The 17,707-nt window shown below is 62.7% G+C and carries 20 protein-coding genes; 13 read left to right on the top strand and 7 right to left on the bottom strand.

The features are described 5' to 3' along the window. The first annotated feature begins 576 nt into the window (after positions 1 to 576). On the top strand, positions 577 to 1,257 hold the full coding sequence (locus tag V1289_RS07895; protein ID WP_334396410.1) for a response regulator transcription factor: 681 nt from the start codon (positions 577 to 579) through the stop codon (positions 1,255 to 1,257). A 30-nt stretch (positions 1,258 to 1,287) separates the two neighbouring features. Then, positions 1,288 to 1,719 (top strand): hypothetical protein, encoded by a 432-nt coding sequence (locus V1289_RS07890; protein ID WP_334396409.1) that lies wholly within the window; start codon positions 1,288 to 1,290, stop codon positions 1,717 to 1,719. 698 nt (positions 1,720 to 2,417) lie between these two features. Here the strand turns inward: V1289_RS07890 and V1289_RS49565 are convergent. The 5 genes from V1289_RS49565 to V1289_RS07870 form a co-directional block, all read right to left on the bottom strand. Continuing rightward, positions 2,418 to 2,720: a DUF3551 domain-containing protein gene (locus V1289_RS49565; RefSeq protein WP_442895969.1), complete on the bottom strand. Its 303-nt coding sequence runs from the start codon at positions 2,718 to 2,720 to the stop codon at positions 2,418 to 2,420. 40 nt (positions 2,721 to 2,760) lie between these two features. After that, a complete protein-coding gene (locus tag V1289_RS07885) occupies positions 2,761 to 3,006 on the bottom strand; it encodes a hypothetical protein (protein WP_334396408.1) in 246 nt (81 codons plus the stop codon). A gap of 58 nt (positions 3,007 to 3,064) precedes the next feature. Continuing rightward, the gene (locus V1289_RS07880; protein ID WP_334396407.1) at positions 3,065 to 3,310 is read right to left on the bottom strand and encodes a hypothetical protein; all 246 of its coding nucleotides are present in this window, start codon (positions 3,308 to 3,310) and stop codon (positions 3,065 to 3,067) included. Positions 3,311 to 3,356: 46 nt separating this feature from the next. Further along, complete coding sequence (locus V1289_RS07875) at positions 3,357 to 3,587, bottom strand: hypothetical protein (RefSeq protein WP_334396406.1); 231 nt, start codon at positions 3,585 to 3,587, stop codon at positions 3,357 to 3,359. A 267-nt stretch (positions 3,588 to 3,854) separates the two neighbouring features. Next, positions 3,855 to 4,019: a hypothetical protein gene (locus V1289_RS07870; RefSeq protein ID WP_334396405.1), complete on the bottom strand. Its 165-nt coding sequence runs from the start codon at positions 4,017 to 4,019 to the stop codon at positions 3,855 to 3,857. 141 nt (positions 4,020 to 4,160) lie between these two features. On the opposite strand from V1289_RS07870, the gene V1289_RS07865 reads away from it, so the two are divergent. Both V1289_RS07865 and V1289_RS07860 read left to right on the top strand, forming a co-directional pair. Beyond that, on the top strand, positions 4,161 to 4,619 hold the full coding sequence (locus V1289_RS07865; RefSeq protein ID WP_334396404.1) for an SDR family NAD(P)-dependent oxidoreductase: 459 nt from the start codon (positions 4,161 to 4,163) through the stop codon (positions 4,617 to 4,619). 54 nt (positions 4,620 to 4,673) lie between these two features. Next, a complete protein-coding gene (locus V1289_RS07860; RefSeq protein ID WP_334396402.1) occupies positions 4,674 to 4,865 on the top strand; it encodes a hypothetical protein in 192 nt (63 codons plus the stop codon). A 17-nt stretch (positions 4,866 to 4,882) separates the two neighbouring features. Here the strand turns inward: V1289_RS07860 and V1289_RS07855 are convergent, their stop codons facing one another. Beyond that, on the bottom strand, positions 4,883 to 5,347 hold the full coding sequence (locus tag V1289_RS07855) for a MarR family winged helix-turn-helix transcriptional regulator (protein WP_334396401.1): 465 nt from the start codon (positions 5,345 to 5,347) through the stop codon (positions 4,883 to 4,885). A gap of 229 nt (positions 5,348 to 5,576) precedes the next feature. Here V1289_RS07855 and V1289_RS07850 point away from each other — a divergent pair, with 229 nt between their 5' ends. Genes V1289_RS07850 through V1289_RS07830 form a run of 5 tightly spaced genes read left to right on the top strand, consistent with a single transcriptional unit; the run spans position 5,577 to position 10,921 of the window. Then, positions 5,577 to 6,095: a flavin reductase family protein gene (locus V1289_RS07850; RefSeq protein WP_334396400.1), complete on the top strand. Its 519-nt coding sequence runs from the start codon at positions 5,577 to 5,579 to the stop codon at positions 6,093 to 6,095. 47 nt (positions 6,096 to 6,142) lie between these two features. Beyond that, positions 6,143 to 7,381, top strand: a complete 1,239-nt coding sequence (locus tag V1289_RS07845; RefSeq protein ID WP_334396399.1) for an acyl-CoA dehydrogenase family protein — start codon at positions 6,143 to 6,145, stop codon at positions 7,379 to 7,381. A 19-nt stretch (positions 7,382 to 7,400) separates the two neighbouring features. Beyond that, a complete protein-coding gene (locus V1289_RS07840; protein WP_334396398.1) occupies positions 7,401 to 8,423 on the top strand; it encodes an amidohydrolase family protein in 1,023 nt (340 codons plus the stop codon). A gap of 44 nt (positions 8,424 to 8,467) precedes the next feature. Next, complete coding sequence (locus tag V1289_RS07835; RefSeq protein ID WP_334396397.1) at positions 8,468 to 9,823, top strand: MFS transporter; 1,356 nt, start codon at positions 8,468 to 8,470, stop codon at positions 9,821 to 9,823. Positions 9,824 to 9,826: 3 nt separating this feature from the next. Next, positions 9,827 to 10,921 carry a maleylacetate reductase gene (locus V1289_RS07830; RefSeq protein WP_442895968.1) on the top strand — a complete coding sequence of 365 codons (1,095 nt, stop codon included), beginning with the start codon at positions 9,827 to 9,829 and terminating at the stop codon, positions 10,919 to 10,921. Positions 10,922 to 10,930: 9 nt separating this feature from the next. Here V1289_RS07830 and V1289_RS07825 read toward each other — a convergent pair whose 3' ends face one another. Beyond that, on the bottom strand, positions 10,931 to 11,380 hold the full coding sequence (locus tag V1289_RS07825; RefSeq protein ID WP_309178725.1) for a cupin domain-containing protein: 450 nt from the start codon (positions 11,378 to 11,380) through the stop codon (positions 10,931 to 10,933). Positions 11,381 to 11,547: 167 nt separating this feature from the next. Here V1289_RS07825 and V1289_RS07820 point away from each other — a divergent pair, with 167 nt between their 5' ends. The 4 genes from V1289_RS07820 to V1289_RS07805 all read left to right on the top strand — a co-directional run bounded on the left by V1289_RS07820 (position 11,548) and on the right by V1289_RS07805 (position 17,112). Next, entirely contained in the window at positions 11,548 to 12,309 is a 762-nt protein-coding gene (locus V1289_RS07820) for an SDR family NAD(P)-dependent oxidoreductase (protein ID WP_334396395.1), read from the top strand. A 59-nt stretch (positions 12,310 to 12,368) separates the two neighbouring features. Beyond that, positions 12,369 to 13,205: an enoyl-CoA hydratase family protein gene (locus V1289_RS07815; protein ID WP_334396394.1), complete on the top strand. Its 837-nt coding sequence runs from the start codon at positions 12,369 to 12,371 to the stop codon at positions 13,203 to 13,205. A 218-nt stretch (positions 13,206 to 13,423) separates the two neighbouring features. Next, a complete protein-coding gene (locus V1289_RS07810; RefSeq protein ID WP_334396393.1) occupies positions 13,424 to 15,775 on the top strand; it encodes a bifunctional salicylyl-CoA 5-hydroxylase/oxidoreductase in 2,352 nt (783 codons plus the stop codon). 83 nt (positions 15,776 to 15,858) lie between these two features. Then, the gene (locus V1289_RS07805) at positions 15,859 to 17,112 is read left to right on the top strand and encodes a flavin-dependent oxidoreductase (protein WP_334396391.1); all 1,254 of its coding nucleotides are present in this window, start codon (positions 15,859 to 15,861) and stop codon (positions 17,110 to 17,112) included. Positions 17,113 to 17,707 lie beyond the last annotated feature (595 nt).

Raw genomic sequence — 17,707 nt, 5'->3', positions numbered from 1 at the left:
GTTCACAGGAGTTTTCGTTGGCAGATTTCGAGGGCTCCGTATCGTTAACCCTTTATGAATGTTAGATTCGAATTCACGATATCCCTATATACCATTCGTTATAGGTGCTCGCGTGTGTCCGGATGAATGTCGTTCATAATAACAAACGGCTGTCGACGTCCGAGAGGCAACAACGTACCGCGGATTCTTAGTCCGGTAGGTGATATTTGTTCAGGTCAACGACATTCTCTGCGCGAGTGAGGAGTGCGACGTTTATCAAACGTTGTGAAAATGTTCTGCTGAGGCACCCAAATTGGGAAGCGCCTAGAACGGATCTGCACAGGCAGCGGCGCTCCGCCGCGCCTAAACCAATCCGCAGTTTTACGGATATCCGTTGGGAGTTGTGCCAATAGCTTTTCTCTCGACGAGCGCAGGCAAGCGGACAGACCCAAATTCCCGTTAACCTCGTTTTTGCGCTGCGGAATCCACACGTGTTGGATTCTTGGAAATTTGTTATGATCTCGTTTAGGCTACAGGTGAAACAAGTCAGGGCGCGAGGGGTTTAAGCTATTGGGGCGACAGGCTGAGGACCGCGCAATGCGTAGTACCAGCGTCGTGATCGCAGACCGCCATCCCGTGGTTCTGCACGGTTTGAGCCACCTGCTCGGAGCGCACCGGGGCTTCGATGTTGTTGCGTGTTGCGGCGATGGTACGAGCTGCATCGAAGCGCTTCGGAATTTAACGCCTGACATCGCCATTCTCGACGTCTCAATGTCCGGCGTGAGCTGGCTCGAAATTCTCTCCATCGTCAATTCCGAAGGTCTTTCCACGCGACTGGTCTTTTTCACCGCATCTGATGAAGAGAGCGAACTGGTTCTGGCAGCGGCGGCCGATGGCTACAGCATCATTCCGAAGGACGTCACGGCCGAGGTTCTGGTGCAGTCCCTGCAGCAGGTTGTCGAAGGCCAGTTGCTGTTGCCGCTGCCTTCATCCGTGCAGGCTGTGTCTCCGGAGCAAAACGCGATCAGGGAGAATGCGCTGACAACGCTGACGGAGCGCGAGCGCCAGATCATGGGTTTGGTGTCCGAAGGGTTGTCGAACAAGGAAATTGGACGACGGCTGAATATTACCGACGGTACCATCAAGGTGCATCTGCATCACATCTTTCAGAAGCTCGAAATCAGCAACCGGACAGAGCTCGCGACGTTCGCGATTTCACGGAGCGATCGCGCGAGTCCTCCCGAGGACAGGCCGCCTCTGCCGTTCTGGTCGGACTGAGTGCAAAAAGGAGCGGGCGGGCTCCATGGAATGCCGCGCCTGTTCGACCCCGAAATAGCGGCTGAACAGCCAAGCGTGGTTAACGAGACGCTTGCGCAATATCTTGATGTCGCTCGCGGCGCCGTCAAAATGCCGACAGACGTGGAATTGGACTTTCACGATATCAATCGGGTGTCGATCACGGCCTGTGGCACCTCGTTTTATGCCGGGGTGCCGCCATCGACCTGGACCGTCGGCATAAAGACGACGATATGGAGCTTGAGGTCAGCGGTGGCGGATGCGGCGTTCGCAGCACCGCTTGGCGGCGTCGAAGTGCGTCGTTATACCCCGCCCGCGGAAATTCTCGCTTTCAGCGCGGCGTCGCCGTGCTGTCTCGGGGTGTGTCCAGGCCCGGCAGCAGCACTTCGACGTATTCACGATGAATTGTGGTCCGTGTTCTATTTCCGTCGAACAAGACGCTGACGCTATTGGCGTAGACGCTTCCTCCGACAATCGTGCCCGTCTTGCTGGCGAGGCGCGCACAGCGTGACGCACCGAGTGCGCTCATTCGAACGCGAACGCCAACCGCAAGATTGGACTTCATCGGGCCAGTCCAGGCTGTAATCGATTCAATCAGAAGCTATTCTAGCACATCGTCGCATTCGGCTGGATGCGGCGCAGCCGGAGTACCTCTTTTGGGGTATTCGCGCGCGGGCCTGAATCAGATAGACGCGAACGAACGCTGTTCCAATATTGTTCATCCGCGTCGGCTTCGCTCGTTCGAACAGGGGGGCAAATGCGCGTCGCTCTGCCATACACAGCTATCGTCTGGTGCATTGCTCTTGCGATCTGGATCGCCCTGGGCACGGCGCTATAGCAGGCGCCTCCGGATCTGGAGGTGATGTCGCTGTCCAAGCCCCCTCGGGGCTCGTTTCGGTGACAGCCTCGGTCACATCGGTAACTCGGGGCTTGGGGGACCTTGAGCGCCTCGCAAGCCTTTTCGACGGCTCGACCAGAAGCTGACAAAGACGTGGAAAGAATGGACCCGGTCGCGGGAGATAGCCATAAGACCTCGTATCCACGATCTCAAATCCCTCATCGTTCAGAACGCTCGAATTTCAGAACGCTCGAAAACTGATCCAGCGTCAGGGTGTTTCGAGGTATTTTCGGATATGCCCAATTCAGGACACGACTAGGAATCGCGCGGTTTGATCGAAAAGCAAACGCGGATTGAGCGCGCAGCCGCCGATGCCGGAGGCGGTCCACTGACATTGCTGCTGCGTTTTGTAGAAACAATAGAGATAGCCTTCCCGCGACAGGCACCACGGATATTCCTGGGCATGAGCCGTTCGAGGCGACGACGAGGCGGCAATAACGATCGCCAGCCCCGCCGCTGCATATCGAACAAGGCGTGCGATTCGAAATCCGCCGGCGGTTCGGCGAAACGAGTTGACGGTCCGTGAATGGATCCGATCTCGGCGCATTGCGTTCCTCTCAAGTGCCGCGGTGTCGGACACCGGCTTGTCAGAACGCATTTCGGTATGCGGCAATTGCCTCAGGGGTGCCGTAGATCCACATTGGCTCGCCGCACTCGCTTGGGCCGTGGTCGGTCATGCAGGCGGCGCTCCATGGCGGTGCCGCGACCTCGCGGCCTTCGATTCCCTGTGTCTGAGGGGGCGCGCTGCGCTTGTGGGCTCGCTCCTGAGCCGTCGCCGGCGCCGCGAGCGACGCCACGAGGATGAGCGCGGTCAGAATTTTAAAGGTCTTCATTGTCAGGTTCCTTTGATGGTTGGATATCAACGTCAATTCACGGTGATCAGCAGCCTTGTCAGAACGCATTTCGGTATGCGGCAATTGCCTCATGGGTGCCGTAGATCCACATTGGCTCGCCGCACTCGCTTAGGCCGTGGTCGGTCATGCAGGCGGCGCTCCATGGCGGTGCCGCGACCTCGCGGCCCTCGATTGCCTGTGTCTGGGCTCGCGGGCTATGCTTGTGGACGCGGTCCTGGGCCGTCGCCGGCGCCGCGAGCGACGCCACGAGCATGAGCGCGGTCAGAATTTTAAAGGTCTTCATTGTCAGGTTCCTTTGATGGTTGGATATCAACGTCAATTCACGGTGATCAGCAGCCCCGGCAAACGTTGCTGATCTTCCGGTCGACATACGCGTCTTCCTGATCGAGGGTCTGCAGAGATTGCGAAGATGATGCGGGAATATCGGCGGTGCGCGGCTGGCGGTGCCCCACCGGCGCTAACCACGGTTTAGTGGTCGTCTCGCGCCCAGCGGCGAGCACCGGCGTTGCGATCGCGGCTGACAGAATTGCGGCCACGCCAACGAGCGTGAATCTGGTCATCTTGCATCTCCGTATCGTTCGCGCCGTGCATCAGCGCTTTCACCAACCAGACTCATGCGCGAGTCCGGATATTCCCGATCGCTGGCATGGAGGGCTGTTCAACCCGGCGTGAGATGCACCGCTCTCGCGTGCATACTGCGTGCAGCTGAATGTTCGGTGCTGAGGGTGGGAAGCGTCACGCACCGGCGGTAGCGATGACGGATCAATCGATTGGGCGGGAATCTGCATCCGATCCGGATTCAAATGGGCAATGGCGCCCCCGCCGCCTCAAGCCATTTTGGTCGCTTGCTTCACGACGTCGTCATCACGGCGATCGACGGTCGCAACATTCCTTGAACAGCTCGAGAGGATGCCAAGATTGGGGAATACCGCTAACCAGGCGTTGGTCTTGTCATCGGAGACAACGTGGCCACGATCGCCGGATTGGATCATCCGGCGGCATCTCCAAAGCGTCTCAGCCGCCGCCCCGGCTGAGACGCTTTTTTGTGTCCTGGCGGCTTTGCGGTTGTTGAATTATGCATATAATATAATGGTCCCGCGGGATATTCCGATGCGGAGTCGAGGGGAGGGCGCATGACCGACAAGCCTGTTGCGATCGTAACCGGGGTGGGACCGGCGACCGGGTCGGCCATCGTCAGGCGGTTTTCGGCCGGGGGATTTCGCGTCGTGGCGCTGGCTCGCTCGGCGGACCGGATCAATGCGCTCGCCGGGACGCTTCCCGACGTTCACGCCATCGCATGCGACGTGTCCGGCGAGAGCGCGGTGAGGGCCGCTGTCGCCGAGGTGCGACAACGCTTCGGTCCGCCCGATGTCCTCGTCCACAACGCGGTCGGCGGCGGCTGGGGAAACTTTCAGGAGATCGACCCGCAGATGCTGCGAAGCAATTTCGAGGTCAATGTGATGGGGTTGCTGTATCTGGCGCGGGAAGTGGCGGCGGATATGGTCAAGCGCGGCAAGGGCACCATCCTGGTGACCGGCAACACATCGTCGATCCGCGGCAAGGCCAATTTCGCCGGCTTTGCGCCAACCTAGGCCGCGCAGCGCATTCTTGCCGAATCGATTGCCCGCGAACTCGGACCGGCCGGCGTGCACGTCGCCTACATCCTGATCGATGCGGTCATCGACACGCCGGGGATGCGCAAACGGATGAACGACAAGCCCGACGATTTTTTCATCAAGCCCGCGGCGATCGCCGACGAACTGTTTCATCTCCACGGCCAGGACCGCTCAGCCTGGTCGTTCCTGACCGAGCTCCGTCCGTTCAATGAAAAGTGGTGATCGGATCAAAGGAGCGATCATTCTCTCGTGCGTAGTTTCGGTCGCGACCGGTCCAAAGACGATTTTCGCGTCGGTTTGGCCGAGGCTTTCGTCGCCTCTATTTCGGGCTCGATCGATCCCAGGCTTTCATAAATTTCGCGAAGCACGATCTTGAGGCGCGCGACTTCTTCATCGGAGAAGTCGGACACCGCTACTTCTTCAAAATGCACGGCGATGGGCATCAGCTCCTCCACGAGCAGCCGGCCCTTCGACGTGAGATTGATGGCGACGGTGCGACCGTTGTCTTCCAGACGGCTGCGCGTGACCAGACCCTTGCGCTTCATCTCGCCGACGAGGCGCGACAGCGTCGAAATTTCGGTGGTCGTCACGGCGGAGAGATCACTTAAGCGCTGATCGCCGGTTTCCCAGACCGCTGCCAGCACCCGGTACATCGGCAGCGTGATGCCGTACGTCGCAATGCGCCGCGAGAACAGCTCGCCCATCCGGACGCCGACCCGGTTCAGCAGATAGGGAAATGAATTCGAAAGTCTGTACAAGGCCTTGGGCTCCGGCAAGCCGCAACAATTGCGCCCGCACACCTACCGAAATGTCCGCCGTCAAACAAGCAGATTTGCAGTTTGAAATTTTTGTTTGACAAACACTTGCGTTTGCAAATATTGTAATTGAAATAGTTCGACCGAAGAAGCGGATCTGCGTGACAGGAGAGAAGCAATGTCCTTGGATGCCGCGACCGACGATCTTCGTTCGTCCTTCAAGCTTGCCATGCGCCGCTTCCCGGCGGCCGTTACCGTCATTACCTCGGCCGACCAGACCCGCCGGCACGGCATGACCGCGACCGCGGTGACGTCCCTGTCGATGGATCCGCCGTCACTGGTGGTGTGCGTCAACCAGGCGAGCCTGCTGCACGACATCATGCTGCTGGCGCGGCGGTTCTGCGTGAACCTGCTGCGCCGGGACCAGGTCGCGTTATCAGCCGCGTTTAGCGGGGCGCTCTCGCCGGAGACACGTTTCGGTCTGGGCGAATGGGCGGTATCGCCGGAAGGCATCAGCTATCTCGAGACCGCGCAGATCAATATCTTTTGCAGGAAGGCCGCCGCCGTGCCCTACGGCACTCACACGATCTTCATCGGCGAGGCCGAACTCGTGAACGTCCGCGATCCGATCGACCCGCTGATCTATCAGGACGCGACCTACTGTTTTTCTGTGCCCGCCGAAACCAAAGCCGCTTAACCGGACGGCTTTGGCCGCGCCGAATATCAGACGACGGAGGAACCGACATGAGTGTTGCCGCGCAAGCTTTCGAACGAATTGCCGATCAGCCGCTCGGAAAACGTCCCGGTCCTGCCGAACTCAGGGCCCGGGTTGCCGATATCAGTCCGCATATCAAGGCGCGGGCGCACACCACGGAAAAAAGCGGACGCGTTCCCGCCGAAAACATCCTTAGCTTACGGGAGATCGGCTATTTCGATATCGTCAAGCCGCGCGCCTTCGGTGGCTACGAGTATGATTTCGATGTCCTGGTCGACCTCAACATCCAACTGGCGAAAGCGTGCGCGTCGACCGCCTGGGTCGGCGGGCTGCTCGCGGCCCATCAATGGCTGATTGCGAGCTTCCCCGAACAGGCCCAGCGCGACGTCTGGGATTCCAACGCCGATGCGCTGGCCTGCGGCTCCTACGCGCCGACGACCAAGGCCGTTGCCGCCAACGGCGGCTATCTGTTGAGCGGCCGCTGGTCCTTCGCCAGCGGCTGCGACAATGCGCAATGGTCGTTGTGCGCAGCATTGCTGCCGTCGCGGACGGAGGCCGACCGGTTCACACCGGCGTTTCTGCTCGTACCCGCCTCGGACTATCTCATCGACGATACCTGGAATGTCGTCGGTCTCTCCGGGACCGGAAGCAAGACGCTGCAGTTGAAGGATGTCTTCGTTCCCGAACACCGGATCCTGAGTTTTCTCGAAACAACCTCGGGCAAGACGCCGGGCGCGTTGCTGCGTCCGGAAAATCCCGGCTTCTCGCTTCCGATGCTGTGCAACATCCCGTCCTGCCTGGCGTCCGTCGCCGTCGGCACTGCGGCTGGCGCGCTTGAGGACTATCTCGAAGCCACCAGCAAGCGCGTGACGCGCGGCGCCGTTGCCGGGAGCAACAACAAGATGGCGGAATTCCCGACCATCCAGTTGCGGGTCGCGGAAGCCGCCGCCTCCACCGACGCGGCGCGCGAAATTCTCTTGCGCGATTTGCGCGATCGCGCGGCAACCGTTCGCGCGAGCAGGCCGGTGTCGATCGAGGACCGCATCGTCAGCCGCCGCGGACAGGCGTTTGCGGTTTCGCTCGCCATCCGTGCCAGCGAGGCGCTCAATGCCTCGACCGGCGGGCAGGGGCTCGATCTCGCCAATCCGGTGCAGCGGGCCTGGCGCGACGCCAATGCGGTCGGCCGCCACATCAGCATGAACTGGGACGCGGTCGGTACCATGTACGGCCAAATGGCCCTCGGCCTGACGCCGCTCGGACAATACTGAAACCAAAGGGAGAATGACGATGCAGGGCAAGATCGCGCTCGAAGAGCATTTTGCTATTCCGGAAACGCTGATGGATTCTGCGGGCTTCGTGCCGGACAGCTACTGGCCCGAACTCAAGGACCGTCTGCTGGATATCCAGGACAAGCGGCTGAAGCAGATGGACGAGCAGGGCGTCGAGATGATGATCCTGTCGCTGAACGCTCCCGCCGTGCAGGCGATACCCGACGTCAGGAAGGCCAGCGAAATCGCGATCCGCGCCAACGATTATCTGGCCGAACAGGTTGCGAAACGTCCCGACCGGTTTCAGGCGTTCGCGGCCCTTCCGATGCAGGATCCGGATCTCGCCATCGCCGAACTCGACCGCGCGGTCAACACGCTCGGCTTCAAGGGCGCGCTGGTGAACGGCTTTTCGCAGGCCGGCGACGGGCGAACCCCTGTCTATTACGATCTCGATCGCTATTGGCCGTTCTGGGAAACGGTCGAAGCGCTCGACGTCCCCTTCTATCTGCACCCGCGCAATCCGCTCGCCGAGGACTCCAGGATTTACGAAGGCCACGAATGGCTGCTGGGCCCGACCTGGGCGTTCGGTCAGGAGACCGCCGTCCACGCGCTGCGCCTGATGGGCTCCGGGCTGTTCGATAAATACCCGGGCTTGCGGATCATCCTGGGCCATATGGGCGAAGGGCTGCCCTACAGCATGTGGCGGATCGATCACCGCAACGGCTGGGTGAAGGCGCCGCCGCGCTACAAGGCCAAGAAGAAGATCTGCGAGTACTTCAACCAGCATTTCTATCTGACGACGTCGGGCAATTTCCGCACCCAGACGCTGATCGACGCCTTGCTCGAGATCGGCGCCGACAAACTCCTGTTCTCCGCCGATTGGCCGTTCGAGAACGTCGATCACGCCGCGCAATGGTTCGACAATGCGACCATCAGCGAAGCTGATCGGAAAAAGATCGGGCGGGATAACGCGCTGCGGCTGTTCAAGCTCGCGGACACCAACTCGTTGCCATCCGGCAAGGTCGCGCAAGCCGCAGAATAGCCGGCAGCGACCGACCAACGCCAACCAGGACAGGGGAGGACATAATGACTTCGCAAGCGATCGACGTTCATGAGGAATTGGCGGACGCCAGGGCAGGCGGCTTCCACTGGCGGCTCGGCGCCATCATGGGATTGCTGACGCTGTTTGACGGCTACGACACCTTCAATCCGGCCTACGTTATCCACTATGTGGCCGCGCCCTGGGGCCTCAAGGCGGGGCAGGCGGGTTTGCTGATCTCCAGCGGGCTGGTCGGCTTCCTGCTCGGCGCCGCCCTGCATGGCGTCGCGGCGGACCGGTTCGGGCGACGCGGGACGCTGCTCGCCGGCCTCTGGATCACCAGCATCTTCACGCTGATGACCGCGGTGCTGGCCAATTCGTTCGTGAGCTTCTGTGCCTTGCGATTGTTGACGGGTCTCGGTCTCGGCGTACTGCTGCCGCTCGCCACCACCTACATCAACGAACTCGCGCCGCGGCGGGTGGCCAACACCTTTGCGCTGTGGGGCGTAGCATTGGGCTGGGCCGCCGGCGGCACGCTGGCGGGCGTCGTCGGCGTCTTCGCCACGCCGTCTTGGGGTTGGCAGAGTCTCTACTGGATCGGATCGCTGTCCTTTCTGCTGCTGCCGTTCATGCATCTGACGCTGCCGGAATCGCCAAAGTTCCTTGCGATCAAGGGGCGGGTCACCGAGATCCGGGAGATGCTGGCAAAGCTGCGGCCGGAGCGCGCGCATATTTATGCAACGGCGACCGTTGCCGCCGACACCAACCAGCCCTCGGGCAACCTGATCCTCGAACTGCTGCAGCCGCGTTACCGCCGGACCACGATTGCGATCTGGGCCACCGCCTTCCTCAGCCTGTTCTGCATCTTCGGCCTGTCCGGATGGATCCCGACGGTGATGATCGCGCGGGGCGAGACGTTCACGGCCAGCTTCGGATTCGGCGCGCTGATGCAGATCATGTCCTTTGTCGGCAGCATCATGCTCGGCCACCTCGTCGACCGCTTCGGCCGCAACCGGGGTTTGCTCGGCCTGTGGTGGGCGCTCGGCGGATGCGCGGTGCTGACGCTCGTATTCCTGAACGACCATGTCGTGAACATCACCTGCGTCGCCGCCGCCGGGTTCTTCATCATCGGCGCGCAGTTCGTCCTCAACAACTTTACCTCGGCGGCCTACGAGACCAATGTGCGGGCAACGGCGGTCGGGATGGAATTGAGTGTCGGGCGCGTCGGTGCTATCCTCGGGCCGTTCGTGGCGGGCGCGCTGCAACAGAACTATCAGAGTTCGCTACCGATGTTCATCTCGATTGGCGTTGCGGCGCTGGCGGCCGGCGGGATCATCCTGCTCGCAGGCCGCACGCGGGTGGCCGTAGCCGCCGAGCGTCTGGCCGAACCGAGCGCGGCCTAGCCGATGCAGGGCTTCGCCTACCAGACGGCTCCGATGCGGGTCATATTCGGAGTCGGCACGCTCAGCCAGCTGCCGGGCGAACTGGCGCGTCTCGGCATTTCGCGGGCGCTGGTGCTGGCCACGGCCAATCAGGCAGCGCGGGCCTCGTATATTGCCGCGATGCTCGGCGATCGCGCCGCCGGATTTTTCGCCGAGGCGGCGATGCACACGCCGGTGGACGTGACCGATCGCGCCATGGCGCGCGTCCGCGAACTGAAGGTCGATGGCATTGTCGCCATCGGCGGCGGCTCGACGACCGGGCTCGGCAAGGCGATTGCGCTGCGAACCGATCTGCCACAGATCGTGGTGCCGACGAGCTATGCCGGCTCCGAGATGACGCCGATCCTCGGCGAGACCCGCGACGGCCTGAAGACGACGCAGTCGAGTCCAAAGATCCTCCCCGAGACGGTGATCTACGATGTCAATCTGACCATGACGATGCCGCCGCAACTGGCGGCGACCTCGGGGCTCAACGCCATCGCGCATGCGGTGGAAGCGCTTTACGCGCGTGACCGCAACCCGATCATCTCGTTGATGGCGCAGGAAGGCATCAAAAACCTCGCGCAGGCGCTGCCAAAAATCAAAAGCGACGCGGGCGACATCGAAGCCCGCTCTGAGGCGCTTTATGGCGCCTGGCTGTGCGGAAGCTGCCTCGGCGCGGTCGGTATGGCGCTTCACCACAAGCTCTGTCACACGCTCGGCGGAACCTTCAACCTGCCGCATGCCGAGACCCATGCGGTGATTCTGCCGCATGCGGTCGCCTATAACGCCTCGGCCGAGCCGCAGGCGATGGCCGAGATTGCGCGGGCGCTGGGTGCGGACGATGCGGCCGCCGGGCTGTTCGAACTCGGCGGCAAGCTCGGCATCCGCCGATCGCTCGGCGAAATCGGCATGCGAAAGCAGGATATCGACCAGGCCGCCGACCTGGCGGTGAAGAATCCATACTGGAATCCGCGGCCGATCGAGCGCGATGCAATCCGTGAGTTGATCACGCGGGCCTGGGATGGAAAAGCCCCGGTCGACGACGTCAAGGCGCAAGCTGGCGGCGTTTCCGCCTGAGCTCCGCGCTCACTCGTTGGCTTCGGGCGGCAGAAAATTCACTTCATGCTCGGCCGAGATGCGGACGATTTCGCCGACGTCGGTCAGATTGTGCAGCTGGTTGAACAGCGCCTCCAGCTTCTGCGTCGGCGAGACCCAGAACAGCGCCCGGGCCGGCTTGTCGGATTTGTTGAAATAGCCGTGCGGGATGCCGCGCGGCAGCCGGACCAGATCGCCGGCCTTGGCCTGCACCCAGACGCCGTCGAGCTTCAGATCGAGCATGCCGTCCTGCACCAGGATGAATTCGTCCTGGGTCGGATGAATGTGCACGGGCACGAACTGGCCGGGGTCGCTGTTGGTCTCGAACGCGAAGGTCGAATCCGTCACCGCCTTCGGGAAATAGACCTGGCCAAGAATGTTCCAGGTCTTGCCGGAATAGCCCGTCCCGTTCCGCGTAATGCCTTTTTCGAGCGCTGCCATCAACCTCATCCCTGTCCTGGTTGGGTCGACGCTACCTGCGGCGTTCCCGCTGTCAAGCATGCCAGATTGCTTCGCCGGTCCCTTTCTTGCCAAAGCTTGAAGTTTAAAATATATGCGTTAGCGGCTTCAGGCCACGGTTTGACGAATTCATTCGGGGAGGCCAACGCATGTCCGGACTGCCGCGTTCCTCGCATGCGCTCGTCACGGGCGGTGGACGGGGCATCGGCCGCGCGATCGCTTCCGCACTGGTGCAGGCGGGCGCGACCGTCACCGTGCTCGGCCGCGTCAGCGAAACCCTGGACAGCGCCGTTGCCGCCGGCGCCGCGCATTTCGCTGCCGTCGCCGATGTCGCGGATCAGGCCTCCGTCAGCGCGGCGATCGCGCAAGCCGCCGCGCGGCAGCCGATCGACATCCTGATCGCCAACGCGGGCGCGGCCGAATCCGCACCGTTCGGCAAATCCGATGCGGCGCTGTTTGCCCGCATGATGGATATCAATTTCATGGGCGTGGTGCATGCCACGCAGGCGGTATTGCCCGGCATGGTCGAGCGTCGCCGCGGACGCATTGTTGCCGTGGCGTCGACCGCCGGCCTCAAGGGCTACGCCTATGTCAGCGCCTACGCAGCGGCCAAACATGCGGTGATCGGCCTGGTGCGCTCGCTGGCGCTGGAGACGGCCAAAAGCGGCGTCACCGTCAACGCCGTCTGTCCGGGCTTTACCGAAACCGATCTGCTCGAAGGCAGCATCGACAACATCATGCGCAAGACCGGCCGCAGCCGCGAGCAGGCTACGGCGGAACTGGCAAAGCACAATCCGCAGGGCCGCCTGGTGGCGCCGTCGGAAGTCGCCGACGCCGTGCTTTGGCTATGCGGCGAGGGCGCAGGCTCAGTCACCGGCCAGGCCATCGCCGTCGCCGGCGGAGAAATATGACCGGGCGAAATGACGCGCCGTCCAGCCATCCAGCAAAGATGTAGTCGCAAGGAGATTCCATGAGCAAGCCGGCCAACCCCGTGACGCTGCCGCTGGCGGATTATTCGCCCACGCATTTCCTGCTGGCCGTGGTCGGCAGCGTCGCCACCGTGACGCTGAACCGTCCCGAGCGAAAAAATCCGCTGACGTTCGACAGCTACCGTGAGCTGACGGATTTCTTCCGCGCCTGTGCGATGGACGACGAGGTCAAGACCATCGTCGTGTCAGGCGCCGGCGGCAATTTCTCCTCGGGCGGCGACGTGTTCGAGATCATCGGTCCCTTGGTGCAGATGGACACCAAGGGTCTCACGGCGTTTACCCGCATGACCGGCGATCTGGTCAAGGCGATGCGGGCCTGCCCGCAGCCGATTATCGCTGCCGTCGATGGCATCTGCGCCGGCGCCGGCGCGATTATCGCGATGGCCTCGGATATGCGGCTGGCCGCGGTCGGCGCCAAGGTCGCGTTCCTGTTCAACAAGGTTGGCCTTTCCGGCTGCGATATGGGCGCGTGCGCGATCCTGCCGCGCATCATCGGACAGTCGCGCGCCTCGGAACTGCTGTACACCGGCCGCTTCATGTCCGCGGAGGAGGGCGAGCGCTGGGGCTTCTTCAGCCGCATCGTCGCCCCGGATCACGTGCTGGCGCAGGCCCAATTGCTGGCCAAGCAGGTATCCGAAGGCCCGACCTTCGCCAACACCATGACAAAGCGCATGCTGGCGATGGAATGGGCGATGTCGGTCGAAGAGGCGATCGAGGCCGAAGCCGTGGCGCAAGCCCTGTGCATGACGACCGAGGATTTCGCCCGGGCGTTCGAGGCATTTTCGCGCAAGCTGACGCCGGCGTTCCAGGGCAATTGAGCCGATCCCTCCCTCATGGTGAGGAGGCGCTCTTGCGCCGTCTCCGGACGATGCTTCGCATCGCCGGGCGAACCATGTGCCCGCGGCCCATCCTTCGAGACGCGGCCAAAATGGCCGCTCCTCAGGATGAGGACGGAGGCGGTGAAGGGGCTTGCCGGAAAATTGTTTTAGGTTTAAAACAATATCCGGATGGCCCATAACCTGCTTCGGAGCGGCGCATGAAGATTGCGATCATCGGTGGCGGACCGGCCGGTCTCTATGCCGCGATCCTGCTGAAAAAGCAGCGGCCGCAGGCCGAGATCACGGTCTACGAGCGCAACCGCGCCGACGATACCTTCGGCTTCGGCGTGGTGTTCTCGGACGCTACGCTGGACAATTTCGAGAAATACGATTCCCCGAGCTACCGCCGCATCACCCAGGAATTCGCCTATTGGGACGACATCGCCGTGCACTTCCGCGGCACCGTCCATCGCGTCGGCGGCAACGGCTTTTGCGGCTGCTCGCGCCGCATGCTGCTGTTGATCCTGCAGGAACGGGCGCGCGAACTCGGCGTGACGCTGTTGTTCGAAACCGACGTCGACGACGAGCGGCGGTTTGCCGACGCCGATCTGATCGTGCTGGCCGACGGCATCAACAGCCGCTTCCGCGACAAATACATCGATCATTTCCGTCCCGAGGTCGATCTGCGGTCCAACAAATTCGCCTGGATGGGCTCGACCCGGCCGCTCGATGCCTTCACGTTCATTTTCCAGGAGACCGAGTGGGGCCCGTTCATCGCCCACGCCTATCAATACGAGGCCGGCCGCTCGACCTGGATTTTTGAAACCGATGCCGAGACGTTCCAGCGTGCCGGGCTTGAGGGCCTGAGCGAAAGGCAATCCGCCGATCGCATGGCGGAGATCTTTGGCTGGTTCCTCGAAGGCCATCCGCTTTTGACCAACCGCTCGATGTGGCGCAATTTCCCGATGATCCGCAGCGAGCGCTGGGTCAAGGACAACATGGTGCTGCTCGGCGATGCCAAGGCCACGGCGCATTTCTCGATCGGCTCCGGCACCAAGCTCGCGATGGAAGACGCCATTGCGCTTGCCGAGGCGATGGCGAACGCGCCGACGGTCGATGGCGCCTTGCAGACATACGAGCAGGGACGGCGCGAGGAGGTGGAGAAGACCCAGCACGCCGCTGATGTGTCGCTGGTGTGGTTCGAGCATGTCGACCGCTTCTGGGATTTCGATCCCGTGCAATTCGCCTTCGGGGTCATGACCCGCGCCAAGGCGATCACCTACGACAACCTCACGCTCCGCGCGCCGGATTTTGTCATGCAAGTCGACAAGGCGTTTGCCCGCCAGGTCCGCTCCAAAGGCTTTGACGTCGATATCGACAAGCCGCTGGCGCCAATGTTCCAGCCGCTCAAACTGCGCGAGATGAAAGTGGCCAACCGCGCCGTGGTGTCGCCGATGTGCATGTATTCGGCGAAGGAAGGCGTGCCCGTCGATTTCCATCTGGTGCATTACGGCTCGCGCGCCATCGGCGGCGCCGGGCTGATCTTCACCGAGATGACATGCGTCGGCCGCGACGCCCGCATCACGCCCGGCTGCACCGGGCTCTGGAACGACGAGCAGCAGGCGGCGTGGACGCGGATTGTCGATTTCGTGCACGCCAATTCGGCGGCAAAAATTTGCCTGCAGCTTGGCCATGCCGGCCGCAAGGGCGCGACCAAGCTGATGTGGGACGGCATGGACCGGCCGCTGGAGCAGGGCGGCTGGGATGTCGTGTCGGCGTCGCCGATCCCGTACTTCCCCGACAGCCAGGTGCCGCGCGAGCTGGACCGGTCAGCCATGGACCGCATCAAGTCCGAATTCGTTGCGGCCGCCGAGCGCGGCGAGGCTTGCGGCTTCGACATGCTGGAGCTGCATTGCGCCCACGGTTATCTGTTGGCGAGCTTCATCTCGCCGCTGACCAACCAGCGCTGCGACGAGTACGGCGGCACGCTCGCCAACCGGCTGCGCTATCCGCTCGAAATATTCGAGGCGATGCGCGCGGCGTGGCCCGCGCACAAGCCGATGTCGGTGCGCATTTCCGCCACCGACTGGGCCGAAGGCGGCATCACCGGCGATGACGCGGTGGCGGTTGCCCGGGCGTTCGGCGAGGCCGGCGTCGATCTGGTCGACGTCTCCACCGGGCAGACCGTGCGCGACGCCCAGCCGGTATACGGCCGGATGTTCCAGACGCCGTTTTCCGAGCAGGTCCGCAACGAGGCCAGGGTTGCGACCATGTGCGTCGGCAACATCACGACCGCAGATCAGGCCAATACCATCCTCGCCGCCGGCCGCGCCGACCTGGTGGCGCTCGGCCGGCCGCATCTGGTCGATCCGTTTTTCACGATGCGGGCGGCGGCCTGGTATGGCGCCTCGGAGATTGCCTGTCCGCCGCAATATCTGCCCGGCAAGGAGCAGATTTTCCGCAACAGCGTCCGCGACCGGCAGGATTTCGACGACCTCAAAATTAAGGGTAAGCCCAAAACGCGCGCCGAGCTGAAGGCGGAGGCAACAAAGCCGCTTGCGGCCGAATAGGCCGAATGGCACGCTCGCTCTATCATCTCCCTCTCCCCGCCCTTCGCGGGGCGAGGTGAAGAGAGTTTGAGTGGAGTAGGCTGATGAAAGCGATCATCGTCGGAGGCGGCATTGGCGGCCTCACCACTGCGCTGATGCTGCGCGCGCGGGGCCTCGATTGCGAGCTATACGAGCAGTCGGACACGATCCGCGAGCTCGGCGTCGGCATCAACACCCTGCCGCATGCGATGCGCGAACTCGCCGGCCTCGGGCTGCTGGACCGGCTTGATGCCGTCGCGATCCGCACCGATGAATTGTATTATCTCAATCGTCACGGCCAGGAAGTCTGGCGTGAGCCGCGCGGCCTTGGCGCCGGCCATGACGTGCCGCAATTCTCGATCCATCGCGGCCGCCTGCAGGGCGTGATCCATGCCGCCGTCGAGGAGCGGCTGGGCAAGGACGCGATCCATACCGGTTGCCGGCTCGGCGCTTTCACCCAGGACGAGGGCGGAGTCACCGCGCATTTTTTCGATCGCGGCGGCGCGCACATCAAAACCACGCGCGGCGACATTCTGATCGGCGCCGACGGCATCCATTCCCGTGTGCGCGAGACCCTGTTTCCGGACGAGGGACCGCCGTGCTGGAACGGCCTGATGCTGTGGCGCGGCGCGCGTGACTGGCCGGCGTTCCTGACCGGACGTTCGATGATCGTGGCCGGAGGGCTTCATGCCAAGGTCGTGGTCTATCCGATCGCGGAAGGATCGAGCCCGGCGAGCCGCCTGACCAACTGGGCGGTGCTGGTGAAGGTCGGCGACGGCGCTTCGCCGCCGTCGCGCCGCGAGGACTGGTCGCGGCCGGGCAAGCGCGACGAGTTGATGCCGCATGTGGCACGGTTCTCGGTGCCCTATGTCGACGTGCGCTCACTGATTTCGGCGACGCCGGAGTTTTATGAATACCCCTGCTGCGACCGCGATCCACTGCCATACTGGTCGTCGGGCCGCGTCACGCTGCTCGGCGACGCCGCGCATCCGATGTATCCGGTCGGCTCGAATGGCGCCTCGCAGGCGATCCTCGATGCCCGCGCGCTGGCCGATGCGCTGGTGCGCTCCGAGCATCCGCGCCAGGCGCTTGTGGCCTATGAGCAGAAGCGGCTGCCGATGACGGCGGAGATCGTGCGCTCGAACCGGCGCGGTGGCCCCGAAGGCGTGATCGACGCGGTCGAGCAACTGGCGCCCGACGGCTTTACCGACATCGACAAGGTGCTGAGCCACGCGCAGCGCGAAGCCATCGTGCGCGGCTACGCCACCAAGGCCGGTTTTGCGGCGACGCCGCCGGGATTGACGGCGGTGCGGGCGTAGGTGATGTCGTAGGGTGGGTAGAGCGAAGCGAAACCCACCGCTTTCGTGATTGGTGGGTTTCGCTTCGCTCTACCCACCCTACGAACCGGGGCTACGGACCGACGCAAAAATTGCCCGACGGGCAAATCAAAAAAACCTGTCCAGCCCCGTCGCGAAAAATATTCCGCTTGTCGCGTCGGGCAAATCAGTGGCCTTTCTCCGGCCGTCTCACCCGACAAGAGGGGCGGCTCGCGATCGTCACGAAACGCGCGGTGGGATGCGGTGGACGCGAAAGCTGCGACTGACGAGCGCGGTTTTGGCGGACGGCAAAATCGTGTGGTTCTGGCGCCCCGATGCTGGCGTCAAGCTTCGTGAAAGGATCTGCGAAGTGACGGTGGCAAGAAAGCCGGTCACCGGGGAGAGCGCGCTATAAGCCGTAAAACCATTGCGCAGGGAAGGCCGGATGCTCTCCGCTGAACCTGTATGCTCGTGTGCGCATCTTTTTGCACAATTTTGCACACGAGACCGCGGGTGCAGCGCGCACCCGGCTTTCCCTGCGCCCTCTGATTTCAAAGGGCGAAAGATTCATGCAGGACTCGGGCGCATCGCGCCGCGG

Origin of the sequence: Bradyrhizobium sp. AZCC 2289 (assembly GCF_036924615.1) — a bacterium.
Lineage (GTDB): Bacteria > Pseudomonadota > Alphaproteobacteria > Rhizobiales > Xanthobacteraceae > Bradyrhizobium.
The sequence above is the reverse complement of the archived record's forward strand: the minus strand, read 5'-3'. Positions and strand labels throughout refer to the sequence as shown.